The organism is Pseudomonas sp. SJZ103, assembly GCF_007828335.1.
GTDB lineage: Bacteria > Pseudomonadota > Gammaproteobacteria > Pseudomonadales > Pseudomonadaceae > Aquipseudomonas.
This window is the reverse complement of record NZ_VIUN01000003.1, coordinates 289,742-313,715: the sequence shown is the minus strand read 5'-3', so window position 1 is coordinate 313,715 and position 23,974 is coordinate 289,742. Positions and strand designations below refer to the sequence as shown.

Sequence of the window (23,974 nt, the reverse complement as noted above, 5' to 3'; positions counted from 1 at the left end):
ACCGGGCTCCCCGAATCTCGGCACAGGGCGTCCCTGCCCACTGAATGGGCATCAACCTAAGGTGTGTTCGATAAGGCGCAGTGGGATTGCTACATAAGAACGGTTGTCATGGAGAGACCTCTGCGCTGTGGTGGGTCTTGACCCCAAAGTCGTCGAGCGTCTGGAACTCCACGCTTGCAGCGCTGCCCATCGGGGGAGGCAGGCGAGGCAACTCAAAGCGGGCGCGCCCACCTGGCGTCACCATGTTCTCGGCACTCGACGCTGCGGGTTCTCGGACATGACGCCGCCCTGCCACCCGCACTTCGATGCGTTCGAATGTCACGTGGTAAGGCGTGGGATTAAGGACTTCCAGCGCCAGGCCCTGCTCGGTCGAGACAGACCGCCACAGCAGCTTTCCAGGCGCTGCCTCGACCCCGTAAGGCAAGTTCGACGGGCGCCAAAACAACTTGATGCGTGAGTGGAAGGCGAATTGCAACTGATCGCCCGGTTGGCCGCCATGCGATCGTGAGGGCACTTCCAGCACGTTGAACCAGAACAGGCTTTCCTGTGCCGACGGCAAGGCCTCGCCGGTGTAGGCCAGGCGTACAACCTGTTGCTTGCCTGGCTCCATGCGAAAGATCGGCGGTGTGAGAATGAAGGGCGCTGTCGCCAGATCCGGCGTTGAATACTCATCGCCGTTGTCCAGCCAGGCCTGGATCAGCACCGGTGCCTGGTTCTTGCTGTGCAGCCTGATGCTCACCTCCTTGTCGTCCTGCGGGTAAACAATTCGGGTGCTGTTGATGACCACGCTCGCCTGCGCGGTGAGCGTGGTCAACAGCGCAAGCATCAACGCCATGCACTGCAGCGGTAAGTGTGAGCGGGTGGTGGCCGGCATGTTATCGATCATCCTGCGGATGAAGGGTAAGGCGGGCCGAGTGAGGTACTCGGGCGCCAAAATCGCTGACGGTGCTGAACTCGACCGTAGGCGTATCGACCGGCTGATGGCGTAGCAGGGGCAGCGCAAACAGTTTCACGTCGCCGGCAGGCATCAGCAGGCTGTCATCGACGGCTTTGTTTGCAGCTTTACTGAACCGCTTGCCGCCGCTCAGCAACTCAATCGAGGCGAGGGAAATATGGTACGGCGTAGGATTGGTGGCTTGCAGGGCGAACCCCTGTTCATGGGCTACCAGCTTCCATTGCAGCTTTTCGGCGGCGCTGTCGACTGGGTAGGGCAATGCCTGCGGACGCACAAACACACGCAGACGGGTGCGGAACGACAATTCAATCTGGTTTTTCTGTGCGGCGTCGGCGGCGAGCGGAGGTACTTCCAGCACGTTCAGCCAGAACAGGCTTTCGCGGTCGGTCGGCAAGGCGCCTCTAACATAGCGGAGGCGCAAGGCTTGTTGCTGGCGCGGTTCAATGCGGAAGATCGGTGGCGAAAGAATGAAGGGTGTGTGTGCTGTTGCCGGTGTCGAATGCCGGTCGCCCGTGTCCAGCCAGGTTTGCACCAGCGCCGGAAGCGGCCCCTTGTTCTCCAGGCGCACCACGACTTCCTGCTGCTGCATGGGGTAGATCACGCGTGTGCCATGGATGATCACGCCTGCCCGAGCAGGAAGCGGCAGCAGCGAGAGCCACGCGCAAGCAGCGGTAGCAGCCAGCATCAGGCAGGCGATTCTTTTCATCGTTTCAGGCCTCTGGAATGCCTTACTCGGCGTACTCGATCAAAAAGCCCACACGGGTGTTGACCTTACCTTCGGTTGCGGGGCCGCTTGCGTACATCTGCGCCGCCAGTGGGATGACTGCCTGGTTGTCGACGATCACCGCGCCTGCCGATTTCTCGGTGTAGACGTTGATCGGCGTGCCATCGCGCTGAGTCACTTCCACCTGTACGTTCTTGGCGCTGCTGGTGTCGGTCGGGTCGTCGTAGCCGTCGATGTTCAAGCGCCCGGTCGCCACATCAATGGCCGGGCTGGTCGGATCGAAGGCAACCATGGCGGTGCGCCCGTTGGTGCAACTGCCTTCGCCTGGCGCTCCGATACGGATGGTGAAGCCTGTCGGGTTGGCGCGACTGCCAGCGCTTGCCAGGCGTGCCGCCGAGACGCCGCCCAGGTTGACGTCCTTGACGATTGCGCCAGAGCCGGGTGCCGCGCCTTCTACCGTGCAAGTCAGGTCGGTCACAAGACCACTGAACTTGATAATGCCATCTGCTGCGTATGCCGATTGTGAGGCGACGGCGGTCAAGACCAGGATGGCCGCAACCGTGGAGAGGAGGTTAACTTTCATGGTGTTCCCAGTCGTGATTCATAGGTATGGCCCATCGCAGTTGAAAGCACTGATCTCTCGACTGGCGGGGTGCCCTAATTTGTCGCGTTTGCCGAGCGGTATCTATAGAGAACTAACGAGACCCATCTCGTGATCGTTCGATAAGTTGCTTTCAACTTATGTAGGTGTTTTCTGTAGTACTGGGAATTGTCTGTAAGTTATGACTGAAGGACTTTAACTTGCTGAGTTGTCGTATTGATCCTGGGCTGTAACTGGGTATACCGTGTATTTAACCAGAGCGATTATGGGGGCGGTGCTGTATTCACTTATATGGGTGTAATTATGGCTACTTCAATATCCACTGCGCATACCGTCATGCTGTTGGATGACCACGAGATGGTTCGGCAGGGCATCGAGTTGGGGTTGAGCAAAGAAGCCGACCTCGCTGTGATCGGTTCCTTCGGAACAGGCAGGGAACTGCTGGAAGCCCTTAAGCAGCGGCCGGCCGATGTCGTGGTGATGGACTTTATCCTCGCGCCATCGGACAGCGATGGTCTCAGCCTGATCCAGGTACTGCACCGGCGCTTCAGCACCTGCAGGCTCTTGATTGTGTGTTCGCACTACACGCCTGCCATTGTTTCTTTGTCGTTGAAGGCGGGATGCAGGGGGATTATGGGGAAAAGCCAGAACCTGACGGAGTTGATCACGGCTATCCGAACGGTCGCCCAGGGACGGATCTACCTGCAGCTTTGTATGGTGCCCGCGTTGCAGGGTGTACAGTCCGTGTTGGAGGGGGGAAAGATTAAATCGGAAACAGATGTTTCAATACCACTGCGGTTCAACGAGTGTCTGACGCCTAAAGAGCAGGAAGTATTGCGTTGTTTTCTGGACGGTATGTCCGTGAATTCAATTGCGCAAAAGTTTTCGCGTAGTGCAAGTACGATCAGTACGCAAAAACAATCAGCCTATCGAAAACTGGGGATCAGGAACGACAGTGAACTGTTCAAGTTTACTCACCAGTTCGGGCAGCTTGGGTAGTTAATCCTGATCCTCCAGATAACGCAGCGCCAACCGTTCAGTCGCCAGCCGTGCCGATGTCAGCAGGTGCGGTGCTACCAGCATCATGATCTGGTACACCACCACCCGAACCTCGCCCTCACGGTCAAGAATGCGTTGGTAATCCAGGGAAAACAGCAGGGTCATAGTGATCTGTTCCACCAGTTGCCCCAGCGCTTGAGTATCGCTGACCACTTGCCCGGCCGCCTGCAACCTCGCCAGCAAGGATGCCAGGGTGCGTTTGAGCGCCGTGAGCAGGTTGCGAATGCCTTTGGCCAGCTTTGGCAGACGTCCCGCCAGGTTCGACAGGTCCTGGAACAAAAACCGGTACTGGGCCATGCGCTCGACGATCAGGTGCAGGAACAGCCAGTAATCCTGGGCCTGCAGTTGCGCGTCCGCCGGTGGGTCGAGCAGCGGCGCCAACTCAGATTGGAAACGCTCGAACAGGCCAATGACCAGCGGTTCCTTGCCATGGAAATGGTAGTAGAGGTTGCCGGGGCTGATCCCCATTTCATTGGCCACCTCCATGGTCGACACGTTCGGTTCGCCCTTCTGGTTGAACAACTGCAGAGCACATTCAAGGATACGGTCGCGGGTCTTCATCCAGTCTTCTTAATCTGATCGTTGAGCTCAGCGCACGCGCACGTAGGTGCCCGGCGCCGCTTCCATCGGTGGGTAATTCTGGTTGCCCAGGGCAGTGAGGGGCTCGCGCTGTACGCCCGAGCGCTGCTGGATCCACGCCAGCCACTGTGGCCACCAGCTGCCTTCGACGTGGCTGGCGTCGTAGTACCAGGCGCGTGGGTCGCTGCTCATCTTGGGGTTTTCGACGTAGTTGGCCTTGGGGTTGCCCGGGGGGTTGAGGATGCTCTGGATATGCCCGCTGTTGGACAGCACAAAGCGCCGTTCACCACCCAGCAATTGCGTGGAGCGATACACCGCGTCCCACGGCGTGATGTGGTCGTTGATCCCGGCCACGCTGAAGCTGTCCACCGTGACCTTCTGCAAGTCGATGGGCGTGCCACACACCTCCAGGCCACCGGGATGGCTCAGGGGGTTGTGCTTGAAGAAATCGAGCAGGTCGCCATGCAGCGCGGCGGGCAGGCGCGTGTTGTCGTTGTTCCAATAAAGGATGTCGAACGCAGGCGGTTCCTTGCCCAGCAGGTAATTGTTGATCCAGTAGTTCCAGATCAGGTCATTGGGGCGCATCCACGCGAACACCCTGGCCATGTCGCGGCCGTCGAGCACGCCTTGCTGGTAGGAACGGCGCTTGGCTGCTTCCAGGGTTTGCTCGTCGACGAACAACGTGGCAGGGCTGTCGATCTGGCTGTCCAGCAGGCTCACCAGGTAGCTGGCGCTGGAGATGCGCCGCAGCTGGCGCTTGGCTTGCAAGTGGCCTTGCAGGGCGGCGATGGTCAGGCCCCCGGCGCAGGCACCCATCAGGTTGACCTCGCGGGCGCCGGTGATGGCCCGGCAGACGTTGAGCGCTTCTTCCAGCGCCGCCACATAGGTGGACAAACCCCACTCGCGATGGCGCACGTCTGGGTTGCGCCAACTCACCATGAAGGTTTGCAGGCCGTTCTTGAGGGCGTACTGCACGAAGCTGTTGGCCGGGCTCAGGTCGAATATGTAGTACTTGTTGATTTGCGGCGGCACGATCAGCAGTGGCCTGGCGTACTGTTTTTCGCTCATGGGCTTGTATTGGATCAACTCCAGCAGCTCATTGCGAAACACCACCGAGCCTGGGGTGGTGGCCACGGTCTTGCCGACTTCGAAGGCCTGTTTGCTCACCTGGCGCGGCAGGCCGTGGTTGTGCAGCAGGTCATCGAACAGGTTGCTCACGCCGCGCACCACACTGTTGCCGCCGGAGTTGAGCAGCTCCTTGACGGCCAGGGGGTTGAGCAGGGTGTTGGAGGGCGACACGGCGTCGTTGATCAAGGCGAAGGCAAAGTGCGCCCGCGCGCGGTCGTCGTCACTCAGTGAACTGTCATCGATCCACTGGCGGGTCTGCTTCTGCCAGCTCAAATAGGCTTGCAGGCTACGTCGGTAGAACGGGTTGAGCGCCCAGGTCGGGTCGCTGAAGCGGCTGTCCCGTGGGTTGGGCTCGTGCACGGTTTCACCCAGCAGCACGCGCCCCAGCTGACCGCCCAGGGCCAGGGCGTGACGGGCGGTATGCACCGGGTTGCGCCAGCCGTGGGCGGCAACGCTGCGCAGGGTCGACAGCAAATCCCGACCGCGCAGGCCGGTGATCGCGCTTTGTGCGTTGATGAACGCGGCAGGGGTGGGCGCCGGGTTCGTCACGGGTCTTTCTCGCATGAGCCAACACTCCTTCGTCAAGCCATCAACAGGCACGCCAATTCAGAACCATAGTCGGTTCTGGGCAAGTTGCGCGGCGGTGTGGTCCTTACACCGCTGGTCGCGGGTGAATCACGGCCCGCATGCGCTCCTCCTCGAGAAACTTCATGATGATCGGTGCCACGGCTTCAGCCCGGGTGATCAGGAACAGGTGGCCGTCATCGATGATGTGCAACTGTGCGTTGGGAATGCGCCAGGCCAGCATGCGCATGTTGACCAGCGGGATCAGCGGGTCGTCGTCCCCGGCCAGCACCAGGGTGGGCTGGCGGATCTTGTGCAGCCAATGGATGCTGGTCCAGCCCAGCCCAGCGAACAGCTGCCAGTAATAGCCCAGCTTGCCGGCCGAGCGCACTTTGCTCGCGTGCTCGGCCGCCAGTTTCGAATCGCGGCGGAACGAACCGCCATAAATCATCGGTGCGATGCGCACCACATGGGACGGTTGGATATAACGCCGGGGGCTGGCCATCAGCCACAACACCTTCGGCTTGCCCGGCACCATAAAGGCACCGGCCGCGGTCGCCGCCAGGATCAGCTTCTTGCAGCGCTCCGGGTAGTCGTAGGCAAACTGCTGTGCCAAGGCGCCACCCCAGGACACGCCCACCGCATTTACCTGGCCGTAATCCAGGTAATCGAGCATGCGTGCAGTGAGCTTGGCCAGGCCGGGAAAACGATAAGGCCGGTTGGGCGTCGAGGAACCGCCCACGCCCGGCACATCGAAGGCGATCACTTCCAGGTCCGGGTCCAGGGCCTGGACAAACGGAAACACCAGCTCAAGGTTGGCGCCGATGCCATTGAAGATAAGCAACGGCGTCAAGTGGGGCTTGCCTGGGCGTACCGCCGTGCGGATGGTCTGGCCATCCAGGTCGATGGTACGGAAGATGAACGGTTGCGGCATGCTCAGACCCTGTGAAGTGTTACAGCTGGAATGCAGTCAGTGTGGGAAGGGGCTTGCTCCCGATAGCCGTGTGCCAGTTTCAGATGTTGTGCCTGACACGCCACAATCGGGAGCAAGCCCCTCCCACATTTGAACGCATTTCAATTTAGCGTTCGTGTACGTAAGTCCCTGGGGCGGCTTCCGCTGCGGCATAGGTCTTGTTACCCAAAGTCGTCGGCGCCTTCTTCAGCTTGCCCGCTCGCTCCGCCTGCCATGCCTGCCAGTGCAGCCACCAGGAATCGGTGTGCTTGGTCGCATTCTCCTGCCACTCCAACGGCTTGCCTGCCAAGCCATCGCTGGTCTGGTAGCGCGCCTTGGGGTTGCCCGGCGGGTTGAGGATGCTCTGGATATGCCCGCTGCTGGACAGTACGAATTCCACCTTGCCACCAAACAGCTGAGCCGACTTGTAGCACGACTGCCATGGCGTGATGTGGTCGTTGGTGCCGGCCAGTGAGTAAATATCGGCCGTGACCTGCTTGAGGTCGATCGGCGTGCCGCACACTTCCAGGGCATTGGCGCGCACGAGTGGGTTGTTTTTGAACAGCTCGATCAGGTCGCCGTGGAACGCCGCCGGCAAGCGCGTGGTGTCGTTGTTCCAGAACAGGATGTCGAACACCGGCGGCTCATTGCCCAGCAGGTAGTTGTTGACCCAGTAGTTCCAGATCAGGTCGTTGGGGCGCATCCAGGCGAACACTTTGGCCATGTCGCGGCCCTCCAGCACGCCGGCCTGGTAGGAGTGGCGCTTGGCTGCTTCCAGGGTCTGTTCATCCACAAACAGCGCCACCTGGGTGTCCAGGGTGGTGTCCAGCACGCTCACCAGCAGGGTCAGGGCGTTGACTTTCTTCTCACCCAGCGCCGCGTAGTGGCCGAGCAGGGCGGTGCAGGTGATGCCGCCGGAGCAGGCGCCGAGCATGTTGATGTCCTTGCTTCCGGTGATTGCCGTGACTACATCGACCGCTTCCTTGAGCGCCTCGATATAGGTCGACAGGCCCCACTCGCGCTGGGCCTTGGTCGGGTTGCGCCAACTGACGATAAAGGTCTGCTGCCCATTGCGCAGGCAGAAGCGCGCCAGGCTCTTCTCCGGGCTCAGGTCGAATACGTAGAATTTGTTGATCTGCGGCGGTACCACCAGCAACGGGCGTTCGTGCACCTGTTCGGTGATCGGCTTGTACTGGATCAGCTCCAGCACGTCGTTGCGAAATACCACCGCCCCCTCGGTGATGCCCAGGGTCTTGCCAACTTCGAACGCGCCCATGTTGACCTGGCTCGGCATGCCGCCGTTGTGCACCATGTCCTTGGCCAGGTGCGACAGGCCGTCGAGCAGGCTCTTGCCGCCAGTTTCAAAGAAGCGTTTGACCGCCGCCGGGTTGGCCGCGCTGTTGGTGGGCGCCATGGCTTCGGTCATCAGGTTGATCACGAAGTGGCCGCGGCTGATGTCCTGTTCCGACAGGTTACTGTCGCCGATCCAGTCATGCAGTTCCTTGCGCCACGCCAGGTAGGTTTGCAGGTAGCGTTTGTAGAGCGGGTTCTGGCTCCAGGCGGGGTCGTGAAAGCGACGGTCATCGCTTTCGGGCTGCAGCTGCGATTTGCCGAACATCACGTTCTTCAATTCAACGCCAAAGTGGGCGACGTGCTTGACGCTGTGCAACGGCTGCTTGATGGCTTGGGTCAGCACCATCTTGGCCGAGGTCAGTAAATCCTTTTTACGTAACGCGATGATCGGGTTGAGCCCCAGGGTGTTTTCCGAGGCCTGGCGTTTCAAGTCATCGTTGTTCTTGTTACTCATCTACGACGCTCCATTGTCCGAAAGACGAGTACCGGGTACCGCTGCGCACCAGGTTTCGATACACAACACAAGCCAGGTACTGCGACTCGGGTGACCGTTGATACCGCATCGTCAAATGCAGGGAACTTGCCAGTTCCATTGGTTACCCGAGTTTAATTTTTTTCGCAAGCGGGCCAATCGTTGGCCACGCGACAGGGCATTCAAGCAGATGAAATTAGAAAATGCCCTCTAAAGAGCAAGAGGCTTGAACTAGAGCATTAGCCGCACGACCGATTCACTCGGGTCGCGGGTTTTTCCGGCCGCCTTGAGCTCGGCAAGATAATCGGCCCACAACGCATCCTGACGCACGGCCAATTGGTAGAGGTAGTCCCAGGTGAACAGTCCGCTGTCATGCCCGTCGTCGAAGGTCAATTTCAGGGCGTACTGGCCGGCCGGTTCGATCTTGGTCAGGCGCACGTTGAGCTTGCCGAACTGCAGGATAGGTTTGCCATGGCCCTGGACCTCGGCGGAAGGCGAGTGCACCCGCAGCAGTTCGGCGGGCAACTGGTAAACCTCGTCGGGGCCGTAGGTGAGGCCTAGGGTGTTGGAGGTTTTGTGCAGGTTTACAGCGGTAGGAAACTTGGCCATATGAGGTGCTCTTGAATAAACCGGCTTAAAAACGTGGGAGGGGGCTTGCCCCCGATGGCAGTGGGTCAGCTATAGATAAGCTGACTGATCCACCGCTATCGGGGGCAAGCCCCCTCCCACATTTGAAGCAAAGCAGTTCTGTGTGAGGCTTACAGAATATACCGCGACAAGTCCTCGTTCTGCGCCAATTCGCCCAAGTGGCTGTTGACGTAGTCGGCATCGATCTTGATCGCTACGCCATTCTGCAAGCCTGCCATGTCGCCGGCGCTGAAGGACACTTCCTCAAGCAGGCGCTCAAGCAGCGTGTGCAGGCGACGCGCACCGATGTTCTCGGTCTTCTCGTTGACCTGCCAGGCAATCTCCGCCAGGCGCTTGATACCGTCCGGCAGGAACTCGATGCCCAGCCCTTCGGTTTTCAGCAGCTCGCGATATTGCTCGGTGAGCGACGCATGCGGTTCGCTGAGGATGCGCTCGAAGTCGCCCGGGGTCAGCGCCTTGAGCTCTACGCGAATCGGCAGTCGACCTTGCAACTCGGGCACCAGGTCGCTTGGCTTGCTCAGGTGGAACGCCCCCGAAGCGATAAACAGAATGTGGTCGGTCTTGACCATGCCCAGCTTGGTATTGACGGTACAGCCTTCGATCAGCGGCAGCAGGTCGCGCTGCACACCTTCGCGGGATACATCGACGCCGCCGGAGTTGCCGCGCTTGGCCACTTTGTCGATCTCGTCGATAAACACGATGCCGTGCTGTTCAACCGCTTCCAGGGCCTTGGCCTTGAGTTCTTCCTCGTTCACCAGGCGCCCGGCTTCTTCGTCGCGCACCAGCTTCAGCGCTTCCTTCACCTTGAGCTTGCGGCTTTTCTTCTTGCCCTTGCCCATGTTGGCGAACAGGTTCTGCAGCTGGCTGGTCATCTCTTCCATGCCAGGCGGTGCGGAGATGTCGACGCCCGAGACTTCAGCGACTTCGATCTCGATTTCCTTGTCGTCCAGCTGGCCTTCACGCAGACGCTTGCGGAACAGCTGGCGGGTGTTGGAATCCGAGGCCGGTGCTGCGTCTTCGTTGAAGCCCATGCGCGCCGGTGGCAGCAGGGCGTCGAGGATGCGTTCTTCGGCGGCGTCTTCGGCGCGGTGGCTGACTTTGGTCATTTCCTGTTCGCGCAGCAGCTTGAGGGCAGCGTCGGCCAGGTCACGAATGATCGACTCGACATCGCGGCCCACATAGCCGACTTCGGTGAACTTGGTGGCTTCGACCTTGATGAACGGCGCGTTGGCCAGCTTGGCCAGGCGTCGCGCGATCTCGGTTTTACCGACGCCGGTCGGGCCGATCATCAGGATGTTCTTCGGCGTTACTTCAACGCGCAATTCTTCGGGCAGTTGCATCCGGCGCCAGCGGTTACGCAGCGCGATGGCAACGGCGCGCTTGGCATCGTCCTGGCCGATGATATGGCGATTGAGTTCATGGACGATTTCGCGGGGAGTCATGGACATAGTGTTTGGCGGCCTCAAGCGGGAATAAGCCTACGGCTTACTCGGCGAGGTCCTGCTCCTCAATGGTGAAGTTGTGGTTGGTGAACACGCAGATGTCGCCGGCGATGCCCAGGGCAGTCTCGACGATTTCGCGGGCCGACAGGTCGGTCTTCTTCAACAGTGCGCTGGCTGCGGCTTGTGCATAACCACCGCCGGAGCCCATGGCGATCAGGCCATGTTCAGGCTCAACCACATCGCCGTTACCGGTGATGATCAGGGACGCATCTTTGTTGGCGACGGCCAGCATGGCTTCCAGGCGGCTGAGGGAGCGGTCGGTGCGCCATTCTTTGGCGAGTTCGACAGCGGCGCGTACGAGGTGGCCCTGGTGTTTTTCCAGCTGGCCTTCGAAACGCTCGAAGAGGGTGAATGCGTCGGCGGTGGCACCGGCAAACCCGGCGAGGACCTGGCCGTGGTACAGGCGACGCACTTTTTTCGCGTTGCCTTTCATCACGGTATTGCCCAGGGAAACCTGGCCGTCGCCGCCCATGACGACTTTGCCGTGGCGACGTACTGAAACGATGGTGGTCAAGGGGAGAGTCTCCACGCAGCGGGGCGAAAATGCCCTGATGGAAACTCATATGGGGGTGGCGGGGGGGATTTCAACCATAGGGGTTTATGGCGGACGAGTGGTGTTTATCGGTCTGACGCACATTTCAGAGCGCTGCAGAACCAAATGTGGGAGGGGCTTGCCCCCGATAGCGGAGTGGCAGTCAATGAATCTGGTGACTGATACACCGCCATCGGGGGCAAGCCCCCTCCCGCATTTTGATCGAAGTTGAGCCCGAATCAGCGGCTCTGGCGCTGTTGTAACAACAGGTTGCTAAACCCGGCCCCGGCCAATTGTTTCTGCGCCACGGTCAGCTGTTCGCGGTTGCTGAACGGCCCCACCAGTACGCGATACCAGGTCGCGTCCTTCACCGTGCCGGACTCCACCGTCACCGTCTGGCCCAGCAGAATGATTTGCGCACGCACGCGATCCGCGTCCGCCTGTTTCGGGAAGGAGCCCGCTTGCAGGAAGAACTTGGTCACAGGGGCGGCTTTGGTCTCCGCAACCGGTGGTGCTGGCGGCGGAGTAATCCCGGCCAGTGCTGCCTGGGCCCGCGCGGTGTCGATTTTCGCTGCTTCTGCCGGGGTCACCGGGGTGGTCGGCACTTGCGGCGTCGGCAGGGTTTTCTCCGGCACGGCGTCAGGTGGCACGATCACTTCCGATTCCGGCAGCAGCGTATAGAAGTCGTACTTCGGCTTTACGGGTGCCGTTGGGCTCGGCGCAGTCTTGTTGGCTTCAGCCATTTTCGTGGCCTTCTGCTGTTCCTGCTTGACGCGTTTGACGTCATCGCCCTGGCCTGGGTCCAGCTTCATCAGGAACACGATAAACGCGCCAACCGTGAGGCCGATGGCCATCCACAACCAGCCTGGAATAGGCTTCTTCGCCGGGGCCTGGTAGCGGCTGGCGCCGCGCTTGGGTGCAGGTTTTTTCTTGGCAGCCAACTTACATACGCTCCAGAGTTTCCAGGCCCAACAGTTCCAGGCCTTGCTTGAGGGTCCGTCCAGCCAGTGCGGCGAGGCGCAGGCGACTTTGCTTCTGGGCTTCGTCGTCGGCGGTGAGGATCGGGCAGTTCTCGTAGAAGCTGGAGAACAACCCGGCGACTTCGTACAGGTAGGTGCAGAGGATATGCGGTGTACCTTTCTCGCCGACGCTGTTCAGCACTTCGCCGAATTGCGCCAGCTTGGCGGCCAGTTCCTGTTCATGGGGCGCGTCCAGCACGATCCGGCCTTCGACTTCGCTGAAGTCCTTGCCCAGCTTGCGGAACACACCGGCCACGCGGGTGTAGGCGTACAGCAGGTACGGCGCGGTGTTGCCCTCGAAGTTGAGCATCAGTTCGAAGTTGAAGCTGTAGTCGCTGGTGCGGTGCTTGGACAGGTCGGCGTATTTCACCGCGCCAATCCCCACCACGCGGGCGATATTGCGCAAGTCGGCCTCGGCCAGCTCCGGGTTCTTTTCCTTCACCAGGTTGTAGGCACGGTCCTGGGCTTCGTTGAGCAGGTCGATCAGCTTCACGGTGCCGCCGTCGCGGGTCTTGAACGGGCGGCCGTCGGCGCCGTTCATGGTGCCGAAGCCCATGTGCTCCATGTGCATCGGGTGCGTGACGAAACCGGCGCGACGTGCCACTTCGAACACCTGCTGGAAGTGCAGGGCCTGGCGTTGGTCGACGAAATACAGCGCGCGGTCGGCCTTGAGCACGCCGCTGCGGTAGCGCACGGCCGCCAGGTCGGTGGTGGCATAGAGGTAGCCGCCATCGGCCTTGACGATGATCACCGGCAGCGGCTCGCCGTCGGCGGTCTTGAATTCTTCGAGGAACACGCACTGCGCGCCGTTGCTCTCGACCAGCAGGCCCTTGGCCTTGAGGTCGTTGACCACGTTGATCAGGTCGTCGTTGTAGGCGCTTTCGCCCATCACGTCGGCCATGGTCAGCTTGACGTTGAGCAGCTCGTAGATTTCCTGGCAGTGGGACAGCGAGATCTCGCGGAAGCGGCCCCACAGTTCCAGGCATTCCTTGTCGCCGGCCTGCAGCTTGACCACCAGGCCGCGCGCGCGATCGGCGAACTCTTCGGATTCGTCGAAACGCTTCTTGGCGGCGCGGTAGAAGTTCTCCAGGTCCGACAGCTCGTTGCTGGTGATCGGGTTTTCCTGCAGATAGGCCATCAGCATGCCGAACTGGGTGCCCCAGTCGCCCACATGGTTCTGGCGGATCACGGTGTCGCCGAGGAATTCCAGCACCCGCGCCACGCCGTCGCCGATGATGGTTGAGCGCAGGTGGCCGACGTGCATCTCTTTGGCCAGGTTGGGCGCCGACAGGTCAATGGCCACGCGCTGAGCCGGACCGGCCTTGCGCACGCCGATCCTGGCGTCGGCCAGGGCTGCATCCAGGCGTGACGCCAGGGCCTGGGTGTTCTGGAAGAAGTTGATAAAGCCAGGGCCGGCGATTTCGGCCTTGGTAACACTCTCGTCGGCGGGCAGCGCGGCGATGATTTTCTCCGCCAGGTCGCGCGGCTTCATGCCGGCCGGCTTGGACAGCATCATCGCAATGTTGCTGGCGAAGTCGCCGTGGGTCTTGTCGCGGGTGTTTTCCACCTGGATCGCCGGCGTCAGGCCTTCAGGCAACACACCTTCGTTGACGAGTTGGGTGAGGGCTTGTTGGATCAGCTGGCGAATGGTGTCTTTCATGGTGTTCTCTTTCGACCGCAAGCGGCGGCGCGCGATGCGCAGGTGGAAAAGCTGGGCATTATCCGTGGCGAGGGCGGGCTTGCCAACCTTCGCAGGACCTGTGGCCAGGCTTAATACAAATCTACCGGGTCTACATCCAACGACCATCGCACCTGGCGGCCACTCGGCATTTGCTCCAGCGCAAGCAACCAGCTACTTAATAGCCGATGCAGCGGTGCACGGGATGTCGCTTGCAACAGTAGCTGAGCACGATAACGCCCGGCGCGACGTTCCATGGGCGCTGGCACCGGGCCAAGCAGCTCGATGCCGCTCAGCCCCAGCTCGCCGAGCAAGCGTTCGGCGGCGCTGCAGGCTTCATCCAGAAAGCCCTCGGCCTGCCCCGGTTTATGGGCTTCGGCGCGCAGCAGCGCCAAGTGTGCAAAGGGCGGCAGGCCGGCGGAGCGGCGTTCGCTCAGCGCCTGTTCGGCGAAGGCGAAGTAGCCTTGTTCTGTCAGTTGAATCAGCAGCGGATGGTCGGCCAGGTGGGTCTGGATAATCACCTTGCCCGGCTCTTCGGCACGCCCGGCGCGGCCGGCGACCTGCACGATCAACTGCGCCATGCGTTCGCTGGCGCGGAAGTCGCCGGAGAACAGGCCGCCGTCGGCATCCAGGATCGACACCAGGGTCACCCGTGGGAAGTGGTGCCCTTTGGCGAGCATCTGCGTACCCACCAGGATGCACGGCTGGCCCTTCTGGATGGTGGCGAAGAGTTGGTTCATCGCGTCCTTGCGCGACGTACTGTCGCGGTCGACCCGCAATACCGGGTAGTCCGGGAACAAAATGCCCAGGCGCTCCTCGGCGCGTTCGGTGCCTGCGCCCACCGGGCGCAGGTCGACCTTGCCGCACTGCGGGCAGTGGCGCGGTACACGCTCCACATGGCCGCAATGGTGGCAACGCAGCTCGCCATGGCGCTGGTGCACGGTCATGCGCGCATCGCAGCGTTCGCACTCGGACATCCAGCCGCAGTCATGGCACAGCAGCGTCGGTGCAAAGCCTCGGCGGTTGAGAAATACCAAGACCTGCTGGCCGGCCGCCAGGGTCTGGCCGATAGCTTGTTGCATCGGCCCGGAAATGCCGCTGTCCAGAGGCCGGCTTTTTACGTCCAGGCGCAGGAAGCGGGGTTGCTTGGCGCCGCCTGCCCGCTCGTTCAAGCGTAGGAGCCCGTAACGACCGGTGTAGGCGTTGTGCAGGCTTTCCAGGGAGGGTGTGGCCGAGCCCAGCACAATCGGGATGTCTTCCTGACGCGCGCGCACCAGTGCCAGGTCGCGGGCGTGGTAGCGCAGGCCTTCCTGTTGTTTATAGGAGCCGTCGTGCTCCTCGTCGATGATGATCAGCCCGGGATTTTTCATCGGCGTGAACAACGCCGAGCGGGTGCCGATAATAATGTCGGCTTCGCCATCCCGCGCCGCCAGCCACGACTCCAGGCGCTCACGGTCATTGATCGCCGAGTGCACCAGGGCGATGCGCGCATTGAAACGCTGTTCGAAGCGCGCCAGGGTCTGCGGGCCCAGGTTGATCTCGGGGATCAGCACCAGTGCCTGTTTGCCGGCCTGCAGGGTTTCGCGGATCAGCTGCAAATAGACTTCGGTCTTGCCGCTGCCGGTGACGCCGGCCAGCAGGAACGCATGGAAGCTGCCTGCACCTGCGTGAATCGCTTCATAGGCGGCGCGTTGTTCAGGGTTCAGCGGCAGTTCGGGCTGGGCCAGCCAGTGTTCGTGGCGCGGGTCGGGGGCGTGCTTGCGGATTTCCACCTGCACCAAACCCTTGGCCAGCAACAGGTCGAGGCTGTCCTTGCTCAGCATCAGCTTGCTCAATAGCTGATGGGCGACGCCATGGGGATGCTGGGCCAGGGTCGCCAGGGCTTCCCGCTGGCGCGGGGCGCGGGCGATGCGCGGGTCGTCGAGACGTGCGCCGGGCACCGTCGACCAGAAGCGTTCCTGACGCGCTTCGGCCAGTTCGCCCTGGCGCAACAGCACCGGCAATGCCCAGCTCAACGTGTCACCGAGGCTGTGCTGGTAATACTGGGCGGTCCACAGGCACAGCTTGAACAGTGCGGGCGGCAGCGGTGGCGTGGCGTCGAGCATGGCGATGGCCGGCTTGAGCTTCTCGGCCGGCACTTCGCTGTGGTCGGCGACTTCCACCAGAATGCCGATCATCTCCCGGCGGCCAAACGGCACGCGCACGCGCATGCCTGGCTGCAACTGCGCCCGCAGCACACCGGCCGGAGCCCGGTAGTCGAACAGGCGGCGCAGGGGCGAGGGCAGGGCTAGGCGCAAAATGGCGTCGGGCACGCGGGGAGTCTCATATAAAGGCAGGCGGTGGCGCAGGGGCGGGAGCCTAGCAGACAGCGGGAGGCTTGGGGTAGCCGCCAGTTTTCTGATGAAAGGTGCTTTTATGTTGACACGCGACGGGTGTCGCCGCTTGCGCGTTTAAAAAGGTCTGGTAGAATCCGCGGCCTAATTACGTGCGGTATTCGACAATAGTGTCGAGTGGCGGCACGCTAGCCCGAGGAAGTCACCATGAAAGCCGATATCCATCCAGCGTACGAAACCATCGAAGTGACCTGCAGCTGCGGCAACAAGTTCGAAACTCGCTCGAACCTGTGCAAGCCACTGGGTACTGACGTATGCAACGAGTGCCACCCGTTCTACACCGGTAAGCAGAAAACTCTGGACACCGGCGGCCGTGTACAGCGCTTCGCAGATCGCTTTGGTGCTTTCGGCAAGAAGCCTGCTGCTACTCCAGCAGAGTAAGGCTCAAAAGCCTTATGGGCTTTTGCCAGCTGTTGAAAAAGGCGTCCCTTGTGGGCGCCTTTTTTGTGCCTGCGATTTGGTTGTCGGCGGCCCAGGCTCAGGTGTTTTGCCCGGCGCCAGCGGCCCTGGCCCGCGTGGAAGTGCAGCGGGTGGTGGATGGCGACACGGTGCGCCTCAAGGATGGCCGCAGTGTGCGGATGATCGGTATCAATGCCCCGGAAACCGGCAGGAAGGGGCGCGCCGACGAGCCTTTTGCGGTCGCGGCTCGTCAGCGTCTGCAGGCGTTGGTGCAGGCCAGCGGTGGTCGTGTCGGCGTGGTGCTGGGGCGTGAGGGCAAGGATCATTACGGCCGCACCCTGGCCCATCTCTATGGTGCCGACGGCAAGAACCTGGAGGCGCAACTGTTGGCCGAGGGCCTGGGATTCCAGGTGGGCGTGGCCCCCAATGTCGATCTCGTCGCCTGTCAGCAGGCGGCTGAGAACAGCGCCCGCAACGCGCGGCTGGGCCTGTGGCGCCAATCGCCGGTGCAATCCGCGGCGCACCTCAAGCGCTCCGGGTTTGCCGTGGTCAGCGGCCGGGTCAGTCAGGTAAAGCGCAATCGTGGTGGTATCTGGATTGAATTGCAGGGCTCACTGGTATTACGCATCGCCCCTGCTCTGGTCAGCCAATTCGATGCTGCCACGCTCAATGGTCTGCAAGGGCGCACTATCGAGGCGCGTGGGTGGGTGCAGGATCGCTCGCGACGTGGGGGCCTCAAAAATGGCCAGGCCCGCTGGCTCCTGCCGTTGACCGATCCGGGCATGTTCAAAACCTCGCCTTGAGAAAAATTGTAGACATTTTTAAATGCGATTGTGAACAGTTAAGCCCTTGTATACCGTGGCTCTTGGCCGAAAGTCTTACTGCAGGGCCCTTGACACCTGTGACTGCCCAGTCTTGTAGGGGCTTTACGACACGAGTATCCTCGGCGGTCCGTCGACCAACAGTAAAAGCGGAATGCCGATATGTCTGATTTGAAAACTGCCGCTCTCGAATATCATGCCCATCCTCGTCCAGGAAAGCTGAGTGTAGAGCTCACCAAAGCCACTGCCACCGCCCGCGACCTGTCGCTGGCCTACAGCCCTGGCGTGGCCGAGCCCGTACGTGAAATCGCCCGCGACCCTGAACTGGCGTACAAGTACACCGGCAAGGGCAACCTGGTTGCAGTGATTTCCGATGGCACCGCGATTCTGGGCCTGGGTAACCTCGGCCCACTGGCCTCCAAGCCAGTCATGGAAGGTAAAGGCGTGCTGTTCAAGCGCTTCGCCGGCATCGACGTTTTCGACATCGAAGTCGATTCCGAGAGCCCGCAGGCTTTCATCGACACCGTCAAGCGCATCTCCATCACCTTCGGTGGCATCAACCTGGAAGACATCAAGGCACCTGAGTGCTTCGAGATCGAAAAGGCCTTGATCGAGCAGTGCGACATTCCGGTATTCCACGATGACCAGCACGGCACCGCGATCGTCACCGCTGCCGGCATGATCAACGCCCTGGAAATCGCTGGCAAAACCCTGGCTGACGCCAAGATCGTCTGCCTGGGCGCCGGCGCTGCAGCCATCTCCTGCATGAAGCTGATCGTCAGCATGGGCGCCAAGCTGGAAAACATCTACATGGTCGACAGCAAGGGCGTGATCCAGTCCGAGCGTACCGACCTGAACCAATACAAGGCGATGTTTGCCCACCCGTCCTCCAAGCGTACCCTGGCTGACGCCCTGAACGGTGCCGACGTGTTCGTTGGTCTGTCCGGTCCGAACCTGCTGAGCGCTGAAGGCCTGAAATCCATGGCGGCCAACCCGATCGTGTTCGCCTGCTCCAACCCTGATCCTGAAATCGCCCCGGAACTGGCCCACGCCACCCGTGACGACGTGATCATGGCCACCGGTCGTTCGGACTACCCGAACCAGGTCAACAACGTACTGGGCTTCCCGTTCATCTTCCGTGGCGCCCTGGACGTTCGCGCCAAGCGCATCAACGAAGAGATGAAAGTGGCTGCCGCCAACGCCCTGCGTGAACTGGCCAAGCTGCCGGTGCCTCAGGACGTGTGCGACGCCTACGGTGGCGCCAAGCTGGAATTCGGTCGTGAGTACATCATTCCGAAACCAATGGATAAGCGCCTGATCACCTTGATCTCCGATGCCGTGGCCAAAGCCGCGATCGAGACCGGTGTGGCCACACTGCCGTATCCGAAAAACTACCCGCTGCAAAGCGTGGATGATGTGTTCAACGGCTAAGCCGTTGTAGCGCACCAACAAAAAGCCCCGGCTCTCGCGAGTCGGGGCTTTTTGTTGGGGGGCGATTAACTTGTGTCTTGTGGAGATCAAATGTGGGAGGGGGCTTGCCCCCGATGGCGGTGTGTCAGTCACTCGATGAGTTGGCTGGTCCAGTGCTATCGGGGCAAGCGCCCTCCCACATTGGGTTCTGCGTAGGCTTAAGGTCCAGGTTAGAACAGATCGATCGGCGCCGCTTCATCCGCCGGCAACGGGCTTCCCGGTACGACGCCGTTGCCCAGTTCATTGACCGACGGCGGCGTGTCTTCGCTCTTGAACAGTTCAAAGTACGCATTCGGCGTGCTCGGCGAAGCCGCACGGCCACTGACCGGGTCGATCCGCAGGCTGAGGATGCCTTCCGGCTCCGGTTGGGTGTGCAGCGGCTTGTCCTTCAGGGCGGCGCCCATGTAGCTCATCCAGATCGGCAGCGCGACGGTGCCACCGAACTCGCGGCGGCCAAGGCTTTCCGGCTGGTCGTAGCCGGTCCACACGGTGGTCACGTAGTCGGCGTTATAGCCGGAGAACCAGGCGTCCTTGGATTCGTTGGTGGTACCGGTCTTGCCCGCGATGTCCGCGCGGCCCAAGGCCAGGGCGCGCCGGCCGGTCCCCTTCTTGATGACGTCTTCGAGGATGCTGTTGAGGATATAGGTGGTACGGCCATCCACAATGCGCTCGGCCACGGCAGGTGCTTGCGGTTCAGGTGCAGCAGCATTGGCGGCTGGCGCGGTACCTGGGGTCGGCTCGATGGTGATACCGCCATTGCTTGGCGCGGCCAGGCCGTCCGTTGCGGCTACGCCGTTGACCACGTCACCCGGCACTCGCGGTGGGTTGGCGGTGAACAGGGTGTCGCCGTTGCGGCTTTCAATCTTGTCGATCAGGTACGGTGCGATCTTGTAGCCGCCGTTGGCGAAAGTACTCCAGCCGGTGGCGATTTCCATCGGTGTGAGGGTCGCGGTGCCCAGGGCCAGGGACAGGTTCGGCGGCAGGTCCGACTTGTTGAAGCCAAAGCGCGTGATGTAGTCGATGGTCTTGCCTACACCCATCGCCTGAAGCAAGCGGATCGACACGAGGTTACGCGACTTGTACAGCGCCTCACGGATACGGATAGGGCCGAGGAAGGTGTTGGTGTCGTTCTTCGGACGCCATACTTTGTCCAGGTACTCGTCGACAAACACGATGGGCGCATCGTTGACCAGGCTGGCGGCGGTATAGCCGTTATCCAGGGCGGCGCTGTAGATGAACGGCTTGAAGCTCGAGCCCGGCTGGCGCTTGGCCTGGGTGGCCCGGTTGTAGTTGCTCTGTTCGAAGGCGAAGCCACCCACCAGAGCGCGGATTGCACCGTTCTGCGGGTCCAGCGATACCAGTGCGCCCTGGGCCAGCGGCACCTGGCTGAACTTAAGGCTGTCGTCCTTCTGGCGTTGCACGCGGATCAGGTCACCCACTTGCGCGACATCCGACGGCTGCTTCGGCATCGGGCCCATGCTGTTGGTGTTCAGGAACGGGCGCGCCCATTTCATGCTGTCCCAGGCCACATGGGCTTCGCCGGTGCGAGTCAGCACCTGCACGCCATCTTTCGTCACCTGAGTGACGATGGCCGGTTCCAGGCCGCTGATCGCACGTTGTTTGCCCAGCTCGGCCGTCCAGGCGCTCAGGGTCTTGCCCGGCAGGCGCGACTCAGGGCCTCGGTAGCCGTGGCGTTGGTCGTAGGTGATCAGGCCGGAATGCACTGAGTCATTGGCGATGTCCTGCAAACCGCTCGGAACCGTCGTGGTCACGCGGAAGCCTTCGGTGTAGGCCTCGCTGCCATAACGGCCGACCATCTCGGCACGCGCCATTTCAGCGATATACGGGGCATTCACTTCCGGTGTCTGCACGTGGTAGCTGGCGTTCAACGGCTCGGCCACCGCACTTTCATAGGCGGCCTGGTCGATCTTGCCCAGCTTGTACATGCGCCCCAGGATCCAGTCGCGGCGTTCTTTGCTGCGCGCCGGGTTGGCCAGGGGGTTGAAACGCGAAGGGGCCTTGGGCAGGCCGGCAATCATGGCCATCTGCGCCAGGCTGGCGTCACGAATCGACTTGCCGTAGTACACCTGGGAAGCGGCTTCGATGCCGTAGGCGCGGTTGCCCAGGTAGATCTTGTTGACGTACAGCTCAAGGATCTCATCCTTGGTCAACTGACGCTCGATCTGCAATGCCAGCAGGATTTCAGTGGCCTTGCGCGAAAAACTGCGTTCGCTGGTAAGGAAGAAATTCTTCGCCACCTGCATGGTGATGGTGCTGCCACCGGATTGAATGTGGCCGCTTTTTACCAATTGCGTGGCGGCGCGCACCAGGCTGCTGGGGTCGACGCCATAGTGGTTGGCAAAATTATCGTCTTCGGCCGACAGCAACGCGCTGATGAAATTAGGTGGAATGTCGGCAAAACGGATCGGTGTGCGGCGCATTTCGCCGAACTCCGCGATCAGTTTTTCATCGCTGCTGTAGACCCGCAAAGGAATCTGCAACTGGATACTTCTGAGAGCCTCTACGGACGGTAAACCCGGACTAAGGTAGAGGTAGGCCCCGCTGAGTACGAGCAGCAGCCCGCAGACGATCGCGACAATGGAGTACCCGAAAAACTTCAGCAGACGGATCAAGGCTTTTGGATTTCCAGAGAAAAGAATGGGTTACGCGTCGGGGCATGCATGGCAAACGATGGATCGACCCGAGCTGCAGATAAAAAGCGGGGAAAAACGCTGGGCATTAAAGCATTTTTCGCCTTGGGGCGTCATTCGCGCCGGCTCAACAAGTCGACCGAATGCAGGGCGTTCAGCTGCAATCAGGCGTTAAGACAGGGAAAGCTTTGGGGAGTTTTATGGGAAAGGGATTTTTCAGGCGAAAAGTCGACACCGTCCTTGGCGTCGACATCAATGAGGCAGGGATCAGGCTGGTAGAGCTGAGCTGTTCAGCCAACCGTTACACCGTGCAGGGCTACGCCACACAGGCGCTGCCGGCCCAGGCGGTAGCCGACGGCGTCTGGCTGGACCTGGAAGGCATAGGCCATGCGCTGTACATGGCACTGTCCCGGCTGCGGACGTCAACCAGGCAGGCGGCAGTCGCCGTTTCCGGTCCATCGGTCATTACACAGGTAATTGAAATGCAGGCGGGGCTTGGCGACGACGAAATGGCCTGGAGGGTGCAGATGGAGGCAGATCAATATATTCCCTACCCGCTGGACGAGGTGGCGCTGGACTTTCAGGTTCAGGGGCCGTCGACACAGGATCCCGCGCGGGTCGAGGTGTTGCTGGCGGCGTGTCCCAAGGAACACGTCGAGGTCCGTGAAGCCGTTTTGGCCTTGGCGGGGCTGGTGCCCAGGGTGGTGGATGTCGAAGGGTTTGCATTGGCGCGCGCTTGCCGTCAGGATTTCTCCAGCTTTACGCCGGGCCATCGAGTCGATGGTGCACAGTGGATCGTGGACGCCCCTGGGATGGGAGTCGCTTGCGGGTTGGCCCTGAGGAGTTTCGCTGGATGACACGAATCAATCTTTTGCCTTGGCGCCAGGCGCTGGCTGAACGGCGGCGTAAATATTTCCTGATGCTGCTGGTGGCGTTTGCCTGCGTGGCGCTCGGGACGGTGTGGCTGGCAGATCAGGTGATCGACCAGGCGATCGACCGGCAGGTGACGCGAAACGATCATGTGCGTAAGGACGTCGGCGTCCTGGACTCGCGTATCAAGACCATTGACGACCTCCAGGTGCAAAGCCAGCAATTGGAGGAGCGTATGAAAGTCGTGCAAGACCTGCACGATAATCGCTCGGCCGGTGCACAACTGCTGGATCAGTTGGCCCGTGCGGTGCCTGACGGTGTGCATTTGCATGAGGTCGTGGCGAAAGGCGATACGGTGAGTATCAGCGGCAGTGCTGAATCCAGCCAGGATATTGCCCAGTTGATGCGTCGCCTGGAGGCATCCGAGGGTGCCCACGCCACTCGCCTGCAACACGTACGAACCGACGGCACTCGCGGCAATAATGAATTCCAGTTGATGGTGCGCCAGGGCGAATCGTCCGAGGCCCAGCCATGAGCCGGCCCTGGCTCGAATTTTCCGCGCTGACTCACACTGCTGCCAAATGGCCCTTACCCGGCAAGATCTTACTGGGCTGCGCGTTGGCCGGCGTGGTGCTGCTGGTGGGCGACCTCGTGTACCTCAGCCCGTCGCGGGAGCGCTTGCGTGAGGTCCAGGTGCAGGAAGTGAGCTTGCAGCAGCAACTCGCGGAAAAAGCCGTCTTGGCTGTCAATCTTGAAGGGCGGGCTCGCCAGGTCCAGCTTATGCAGGAGAAGGTCAGCGGGCTTTTGCAGCAAATGCCGGAAGAGTCCGAAATGCCCGGCTTTCTTGAAGACATCGCCAGGATGGCGCTGGCCAACGGTTTGTTGATTGAGAGCGTCACTCCGTTGGATAAGCTGTCTCGGCCGTTCTATCACGAACAGCCCGTTCGCATCGGCGCCACCGGTACCTATCACGACCTGGCGACGTTTGTGAGTGCCCTGGGTAGCCTTTCGCGAATCGCCACGGCGCACGATATTGCCATGCGACGTGACGGCAAACTGCTGCACCTTGATCTGCTGGCCAAGACTTATTGGCATGAGCGACAAGGCATCAAGCGGGACACGGCTGTCATGCAAGGGCAATCCTTTGTATACGGCGCCTCCGGTATTCGTGATCCGTTCCAACCCATTGCCCTGCAAGTCGACCGCGCGCCAGGGCGGACGGCCGCTGCGCCGGACCTCGCTCGACCGCGCGAAGCCTTGGAAGGCCACCCAGTGGATCAGTTCGAGATGGTCGGCACGTTGTCCCGTGGGGCGCAGACCTTCGCCTTGCTGCGCCAAGCCTCAACCGTGCATCGCCTGGCAGTCGGCGACTATGTGGGGCCGGATCATGGTCGAGTCACAGCGATTCATGAGGGCCATATCGAACTGGTCGAGTTATTTCCCGATGAACAGGGCGCATGGCTGGAGCGCCCTCGAACCCTCGTGCTAAACGTCAACTCATAACGGAACCAAACAATGAAAAGGACTTTCTCGTCCTTCGGTGTGGCGCTATGGATAGCGTTCACGGCACCGATGGCTGCAGCTGTGCCCAACCGCGTGGACCT

General features: G+C 61.2%; 21 protein-coding genes. 7 read left to right on the top strand and 14 right to left on the bottom strand.

Translation table 11 applies throughout. From position 1 onward, the window contains the following. Positions 1-106 precede the first annotated feature (106 nt). The 3 genes from FBY10_RS09505 to FBY10_RS09495 are packed head-to-tail and all read right to left on the bottom strand — an operon-like array spanning position 107 to position 2,262. Positions 107-835: a molecular chaperone gene (locus tag FBY10_RS09505; protein WP_145336124.1), complete on the bottom strand. Its 729-nt coding sequence runs from the start codon at positions 833-835 to the stop codon at positions 107-109. 40 nt (positions 836-875) lie between these two features. Continuing rightward, positions 876-1,661, bottom strand: coding sequence for a molecular chaperone (locus FBY10_RS09500; protein ID WP_131696872.1), 786 nt, complete (start codon positions 1,659-1,661; stop codon positions 876-878). 22 nt (positions 1,662-1,683) lie between these two features. Further along, entirely contained in the window at positions 1,684-2,262 is a 579-nt protein-coding gene (locus FBY10_RS09495; RefSeq protein WP_131696871.1) for a fimbrial protein, read from the bottom strand. Between the two features lie 321 nt (positions 2,263-2,583). Here FBY10_RS09495 and FBY10_RS09490 point away from each other — a divergent pair, with 321 nt between their 5' ends. Beyond that, positions 2,584-3,279, top strand: a complete 696-nt coding sequence (locus tag FBY10_RS09490) for a response regulator transcription factor (RefSeq protein WP_256663413.1) — start codon at positions 2,584-2,586, stop codon at positions 3,277-3,279. Here FBY10_RS09490 and FBY10_RS09485 read toward each other — a convergent pair whose 3' ends face one another. From FBY10_RS09485 to FBY10_RS09440, 10 genes are all read right to left on the bottom strand, one after another. Continuing rightward, positions 3,280-3,900: a TetR/AcrR family transcriptional regulator gene (locus FBY10_RS09485; protein WP_131696870.1), complete on the bottom strand. Its 621-nt coding sequence runs from the start codon at positions 3,898-3,900 to the stop codon at positions 3,280-3,282. A 27-nt stretch (positions 3,901-3,927) separates the two neighbouring features. Then, positions 3,928-5,610: a class II poly(R)-hydroxyalkanoic acid synthase gene (phaC, locus tag FBY10_RS09480; protein WP_145335913.1), complete on the bottom strand. Its 1,683-nt coding sequence runs from the start codon at positions 5,608-5,610 to the stop codon at positions 3,928-3,930. 88 nt (positions 5,611-5,698) lie between these two features. Continuing rightward, positions 5,699-6,544, bottom strand: a complete 846-nt coding sequence (gene phaZ / locus FBY10_RS09475; RefSeq protein ID WP_027605018.1) for a poly(3-hydroxyalkanoate) depolymerase — start codon at positions 6,542-6,544, stop codon at positions 5,699-5,701. 145 nt (positions 6,545-6,689) lie between these two features. Further along, positions 6,690-8,369, bottom strand: a complete 1,680-nt coding sequence (phaC, locus tag FBY10_RS09470) for a class II poly(R)-hydroxyalkanoic acid synthase (RefSeq protein WP_145335915.1) — start codon at positions 8,367-8,369, stop codon at positions 6,690-6,692. A 249-nt stretch (positions 8,370-8,618) separates the two neighbouring features. Continuing rightward, a complete protein-coding gene (locus FBY10_RS09465) occupies positions 8,619-8,996 on the bottom strand; it encodes a gamma-butyrobetaine hydroxylase-like domain-containing protein (protein WP_027605016.1) in 378 nt (125 codons plus the stop codon). A gap of 149 nt (positions 8,997-9,145) precedes the next feature. Beyond that, the gene (gene hslU, locus FBY10_RS09460; RefSeq protein WP_131696866.1) at positions 9,146-10,483 is read right to left on the bottom strand and encodes an ATP-dependent protease ATPase subunit HslU; all 1,338 of its coding nucleotides are present in this window, start codon (positions 10,481-10,483) and stop codon (positions 9,146-9,148) included. 37 nt (positions 10,484-10,520) lie between these two features. Further along, positions 10,521-11,051 (bottom strand): ATP-dependent protease subunit HslV, encoded by a 531-nt coding sequence (hslV, locus tag FBY10_RS09455; RefSeq protein WP_010563201.1) that lies wholly within the window; start codon positions 11,049-11,051, stop codon positions 10,521-10,523. Positions 11,052-11,308: 257 nt separating this feature from the next. Further along, positions 11,309-12,010 (bottom strand): SPOR domain-containing protein, encoded by a 702-nt coding sequence (locus tag FBY10_RS09450; protein WP_027605014.1) that lies wholly within the window; start codon positions 12,008-12,010, stop codon positions 11,309-11,311. A 1-nt stretch (position 12,011) separates the two neighbouring features. Next, positions 12,012-13,748 (bottom strand): arginine--tRNA ligase, encoded by a 1,737-nt coding sequence (gene argS, locus FBY10_RS09445; protein WP_027605013.1) that lies wholly within the window; start codon positions 13,746-13,748, stop codon positions 12,012-12,014. Between the two features lie 110 nt (positions 13,749-13,858). Continuing rightward, positions 13,859-16,078: a primosomal protein N' gene (locus FBY10_RS09440; RefSeq protein ID WP_131696865.1), complete on the bottom strand. Its 2,220-nt coding sequence runs from the start codon at positions 16,076-16,078 to the stop codon at positions 13,859-13,861. A 228-nt stretch (positions 16,079-16,306) separates the two neighbouring features. Between FBY10_RS09440 and rpmE the strand changes: the two genes are divergently transcribed. The 3 genes from rpmE to FBY10_RS09425 all read left to right on the top strand — a co-directional run bounded on the left by rpmE (position 16,307) and on the right by FBY10_RS09425 (position 18,810). Further along, positions 16,307-16,540, top strand: coding sequence for a 50S ribosomal protein L31 (gene rpmE, locus FBY10_RS09435; RefSeq protein WP_005784030.1), 234 nt, complete (start codon positions 16,307-16,309; stop codon positions 16,538-16,540). Positions 16,541-16,554: 14 nt separating this feature from the next. Beyond that, complete coding sequence (locus tag FBY10_RS09430; protein WP_145335917.1) at positions 16,555-17,361, top strand: thermonuclease family protein; 807 nt, start codon at positions 16,555-16,557, stop codon at positions 17,359-17,361. Positions 17,362-17,541: 180 nt separating this feature from the next. Further along, positions 17,542-18,810 carry a malic enzyme-like NAD(P)-binding protein gene (locus FBY10_RS09425; protein WP_027605010.1) on the top strand — a complete coding sequence of 423 codons (1,269 nt, stop codon included), beginning with the start codon at positions 17,542-17,544 and terminating at the stop codon, positions 18,808-18,810. 209 nt (positions 18,811-19,019) lie between these two features. Here the strand turns inward: FBY10_RS09425 and FBY10_RS09420 are convergent, their stop codons facing one another. Beyond that, the gene (locus tag FBY10_RS09420) at positions 19,020-21,479 is read right to left on the bottom strand and encodes a penicillin-binding protein 1A (protein WP_371920969.1); all 2,460 of its coding nucleotides are present in this window, start codon (positions 21,477-21,479) and stop codon (positions 19,020-19,022) included. A gap of 221 nt (positions 21,480-21,700) precedes the next feature. Here FBY10_RS09420 and pilM point away from each other — a divergent pair, with 221 nt between their 5' ends. Genes pilM through FBY10_RS09405 form a run of 3 tightly spaced genes read left to right on the top strand, consistent with a single transcriptional unit; the run spans position 21,701 to position 23,873 of the window. Continuing rightward, positions 21,701-22,357: a type IV pilus biogenesis protein PilM gene (gene pilM / locus FBY10_RS09415; protein WP_131697042.1), complete on the top strand. Its 657-nt coding sequence runs from the start codon at positions 21,701-21,703 to the stop codon at positions 22,355-22,357. Beyond that, positions 22,354-22,905: a PilN domain-containing protein gene (locus tag FBY10_RS09410; RefSeq protein WP_131696862.1), complete on the top strand. Its 552-nt coding sequence runs from the start codon at positions 22,354-22,356 to the stop codon at positions 22,903-22,905. The genes pilM and FBY10_RS09410 overlap by 4 nt, the downstream gene beginning before the upstream one ends. Next, a complete protein-coding gene (locus tag FBY10_RS09405; RefSeq protein ID WP_145335921.1) occupies positions 22,902-23,873 on the top strand; it encodes a pilus assembly protein PilP in 972 nt (323 codons plus the stop codon). The genes FBY10_RS09410 and FBY10_RS09405 overlap by 4 nt, the downstream gene beginning before the upstream one ends. Positions 23,874-23,974: the final 101 nt, after the last annotated feature.

Bases quoted from the DNA above. Each gene is read 5' to 3' on its own strand.
- FBY10_RS09425 (WP_027605010.1), top strand. From the start codon at position 17,542: ATGTCTGATTTGAAAACTGCCGCTCTCGAATATCATGCCCATCCTCGT.
- argS (WP_027605013.1), bottom strand. From the start codon at position 13,748: ATGAAAGACACCATTCGCCAGCTGATCCAACAAGCCCTCACCCAACTC.
- FBY10_RS09465 (WP_027605016.1), bottom strand. From the start codon at position 8,996: ATGGCCAAGTTTCCTACCGCTGTAAACCTGCACAAAACCTCCAACACC.
- FBY10_RS09495 (WP_131696871.1), bottom strand. From the start codon at position 2,262: ATGAAAGTTAACCTCCTCTCCACGGTTGCGGCCATCCTGGTCTTGACC.
- rpmE (WP_005784030.1), top strand. From the start codon at position 16,307: ATGAAAGCCGATATCCATCCAGCGTACGAAACCATCGAAGTGACCTGC.
- FBY10_RS09430 (WP_145335917.1), top strand. From the start codon at position 16,555: ATGGGCTTTTGCCAGCTGTTGAAAAAGGCGTCCCTTGTGGGCGCCTTT.
- phaC (WP_145335913.1), bottom strand. From the start codon at position 5,610: ATGCGAGAAAGACCCGTGACGAACCCGGCGCCCACCCCTGCCGCGTTC.
- hslU (WP_131696866.1), bottom strand. From the start codon at position 10,483: ATGTCCATGACTCCCCGCGAAATCGTCCATGAACTCAATCGCCATATC.
- FBY10_RS09485 (WP_131696870.1), bottom strand. From the start codon at position 3,900: ATGAAGACCCGCGACCGTATCCTTGAATGTGCTCTGCAGTTGTTCAAC.
- phaZ (WP_027605018.1), bottom strand. From the start codon at position 6,544: ATGCCGCAACCGTTCATCTTCCGTACCATCGACCTGGATGGCCAGACC.
- FBY10_RS09490 (WP_256663413.1), top strand. From the start codon at position 2,584: ATGGCTACTTCAATATCCACTGCGCATACCGTCATGCTGTTGGATGAC.
- FBY10_RS09410 (WP_131696862.1), top strand. From the start codon at position 22,354: ATGACACGAATCAATCTTTTGCCTTGGCGCCAGGCGCTGGCTGAACGG.
- FBY10_RS09500 (WP_131696872.1), bottom strand. From the start codon at position 1,661: ATGAAAAGAATCGCCTGCCTGATGCTGGCTGCTACCGCTGCTTGCGCG.
- FBY10_RS09505 (WP_145336124.1), bottom strand. From the start codon at position 835: ATGGCGTTGATGCTTGCGCTGTTGACCACGCTCACCGCGCAGGCGAGC.
- FBY10_RS09405 (WP_145335921.1), top strand. From the start codon at position 22,902: ATGAGCCGGCCCTGGCTCGAATTTTCCGCGCTGACTCACACTGCTGCC.
- phaC (WP_145335915.1), bottom strand. From the start codon at position 8,369: ATGAGTAACAAGAACAACGATGACTTGAAACGCCAGGCCTCGGAAAAC.
- pilM (WP_131697042.1), top strand. From the start codon at position 21,701: ATGGGAAAGGGATTTTTCAGGCGAAAAGTCGACACCGTCCTTGGCGTC.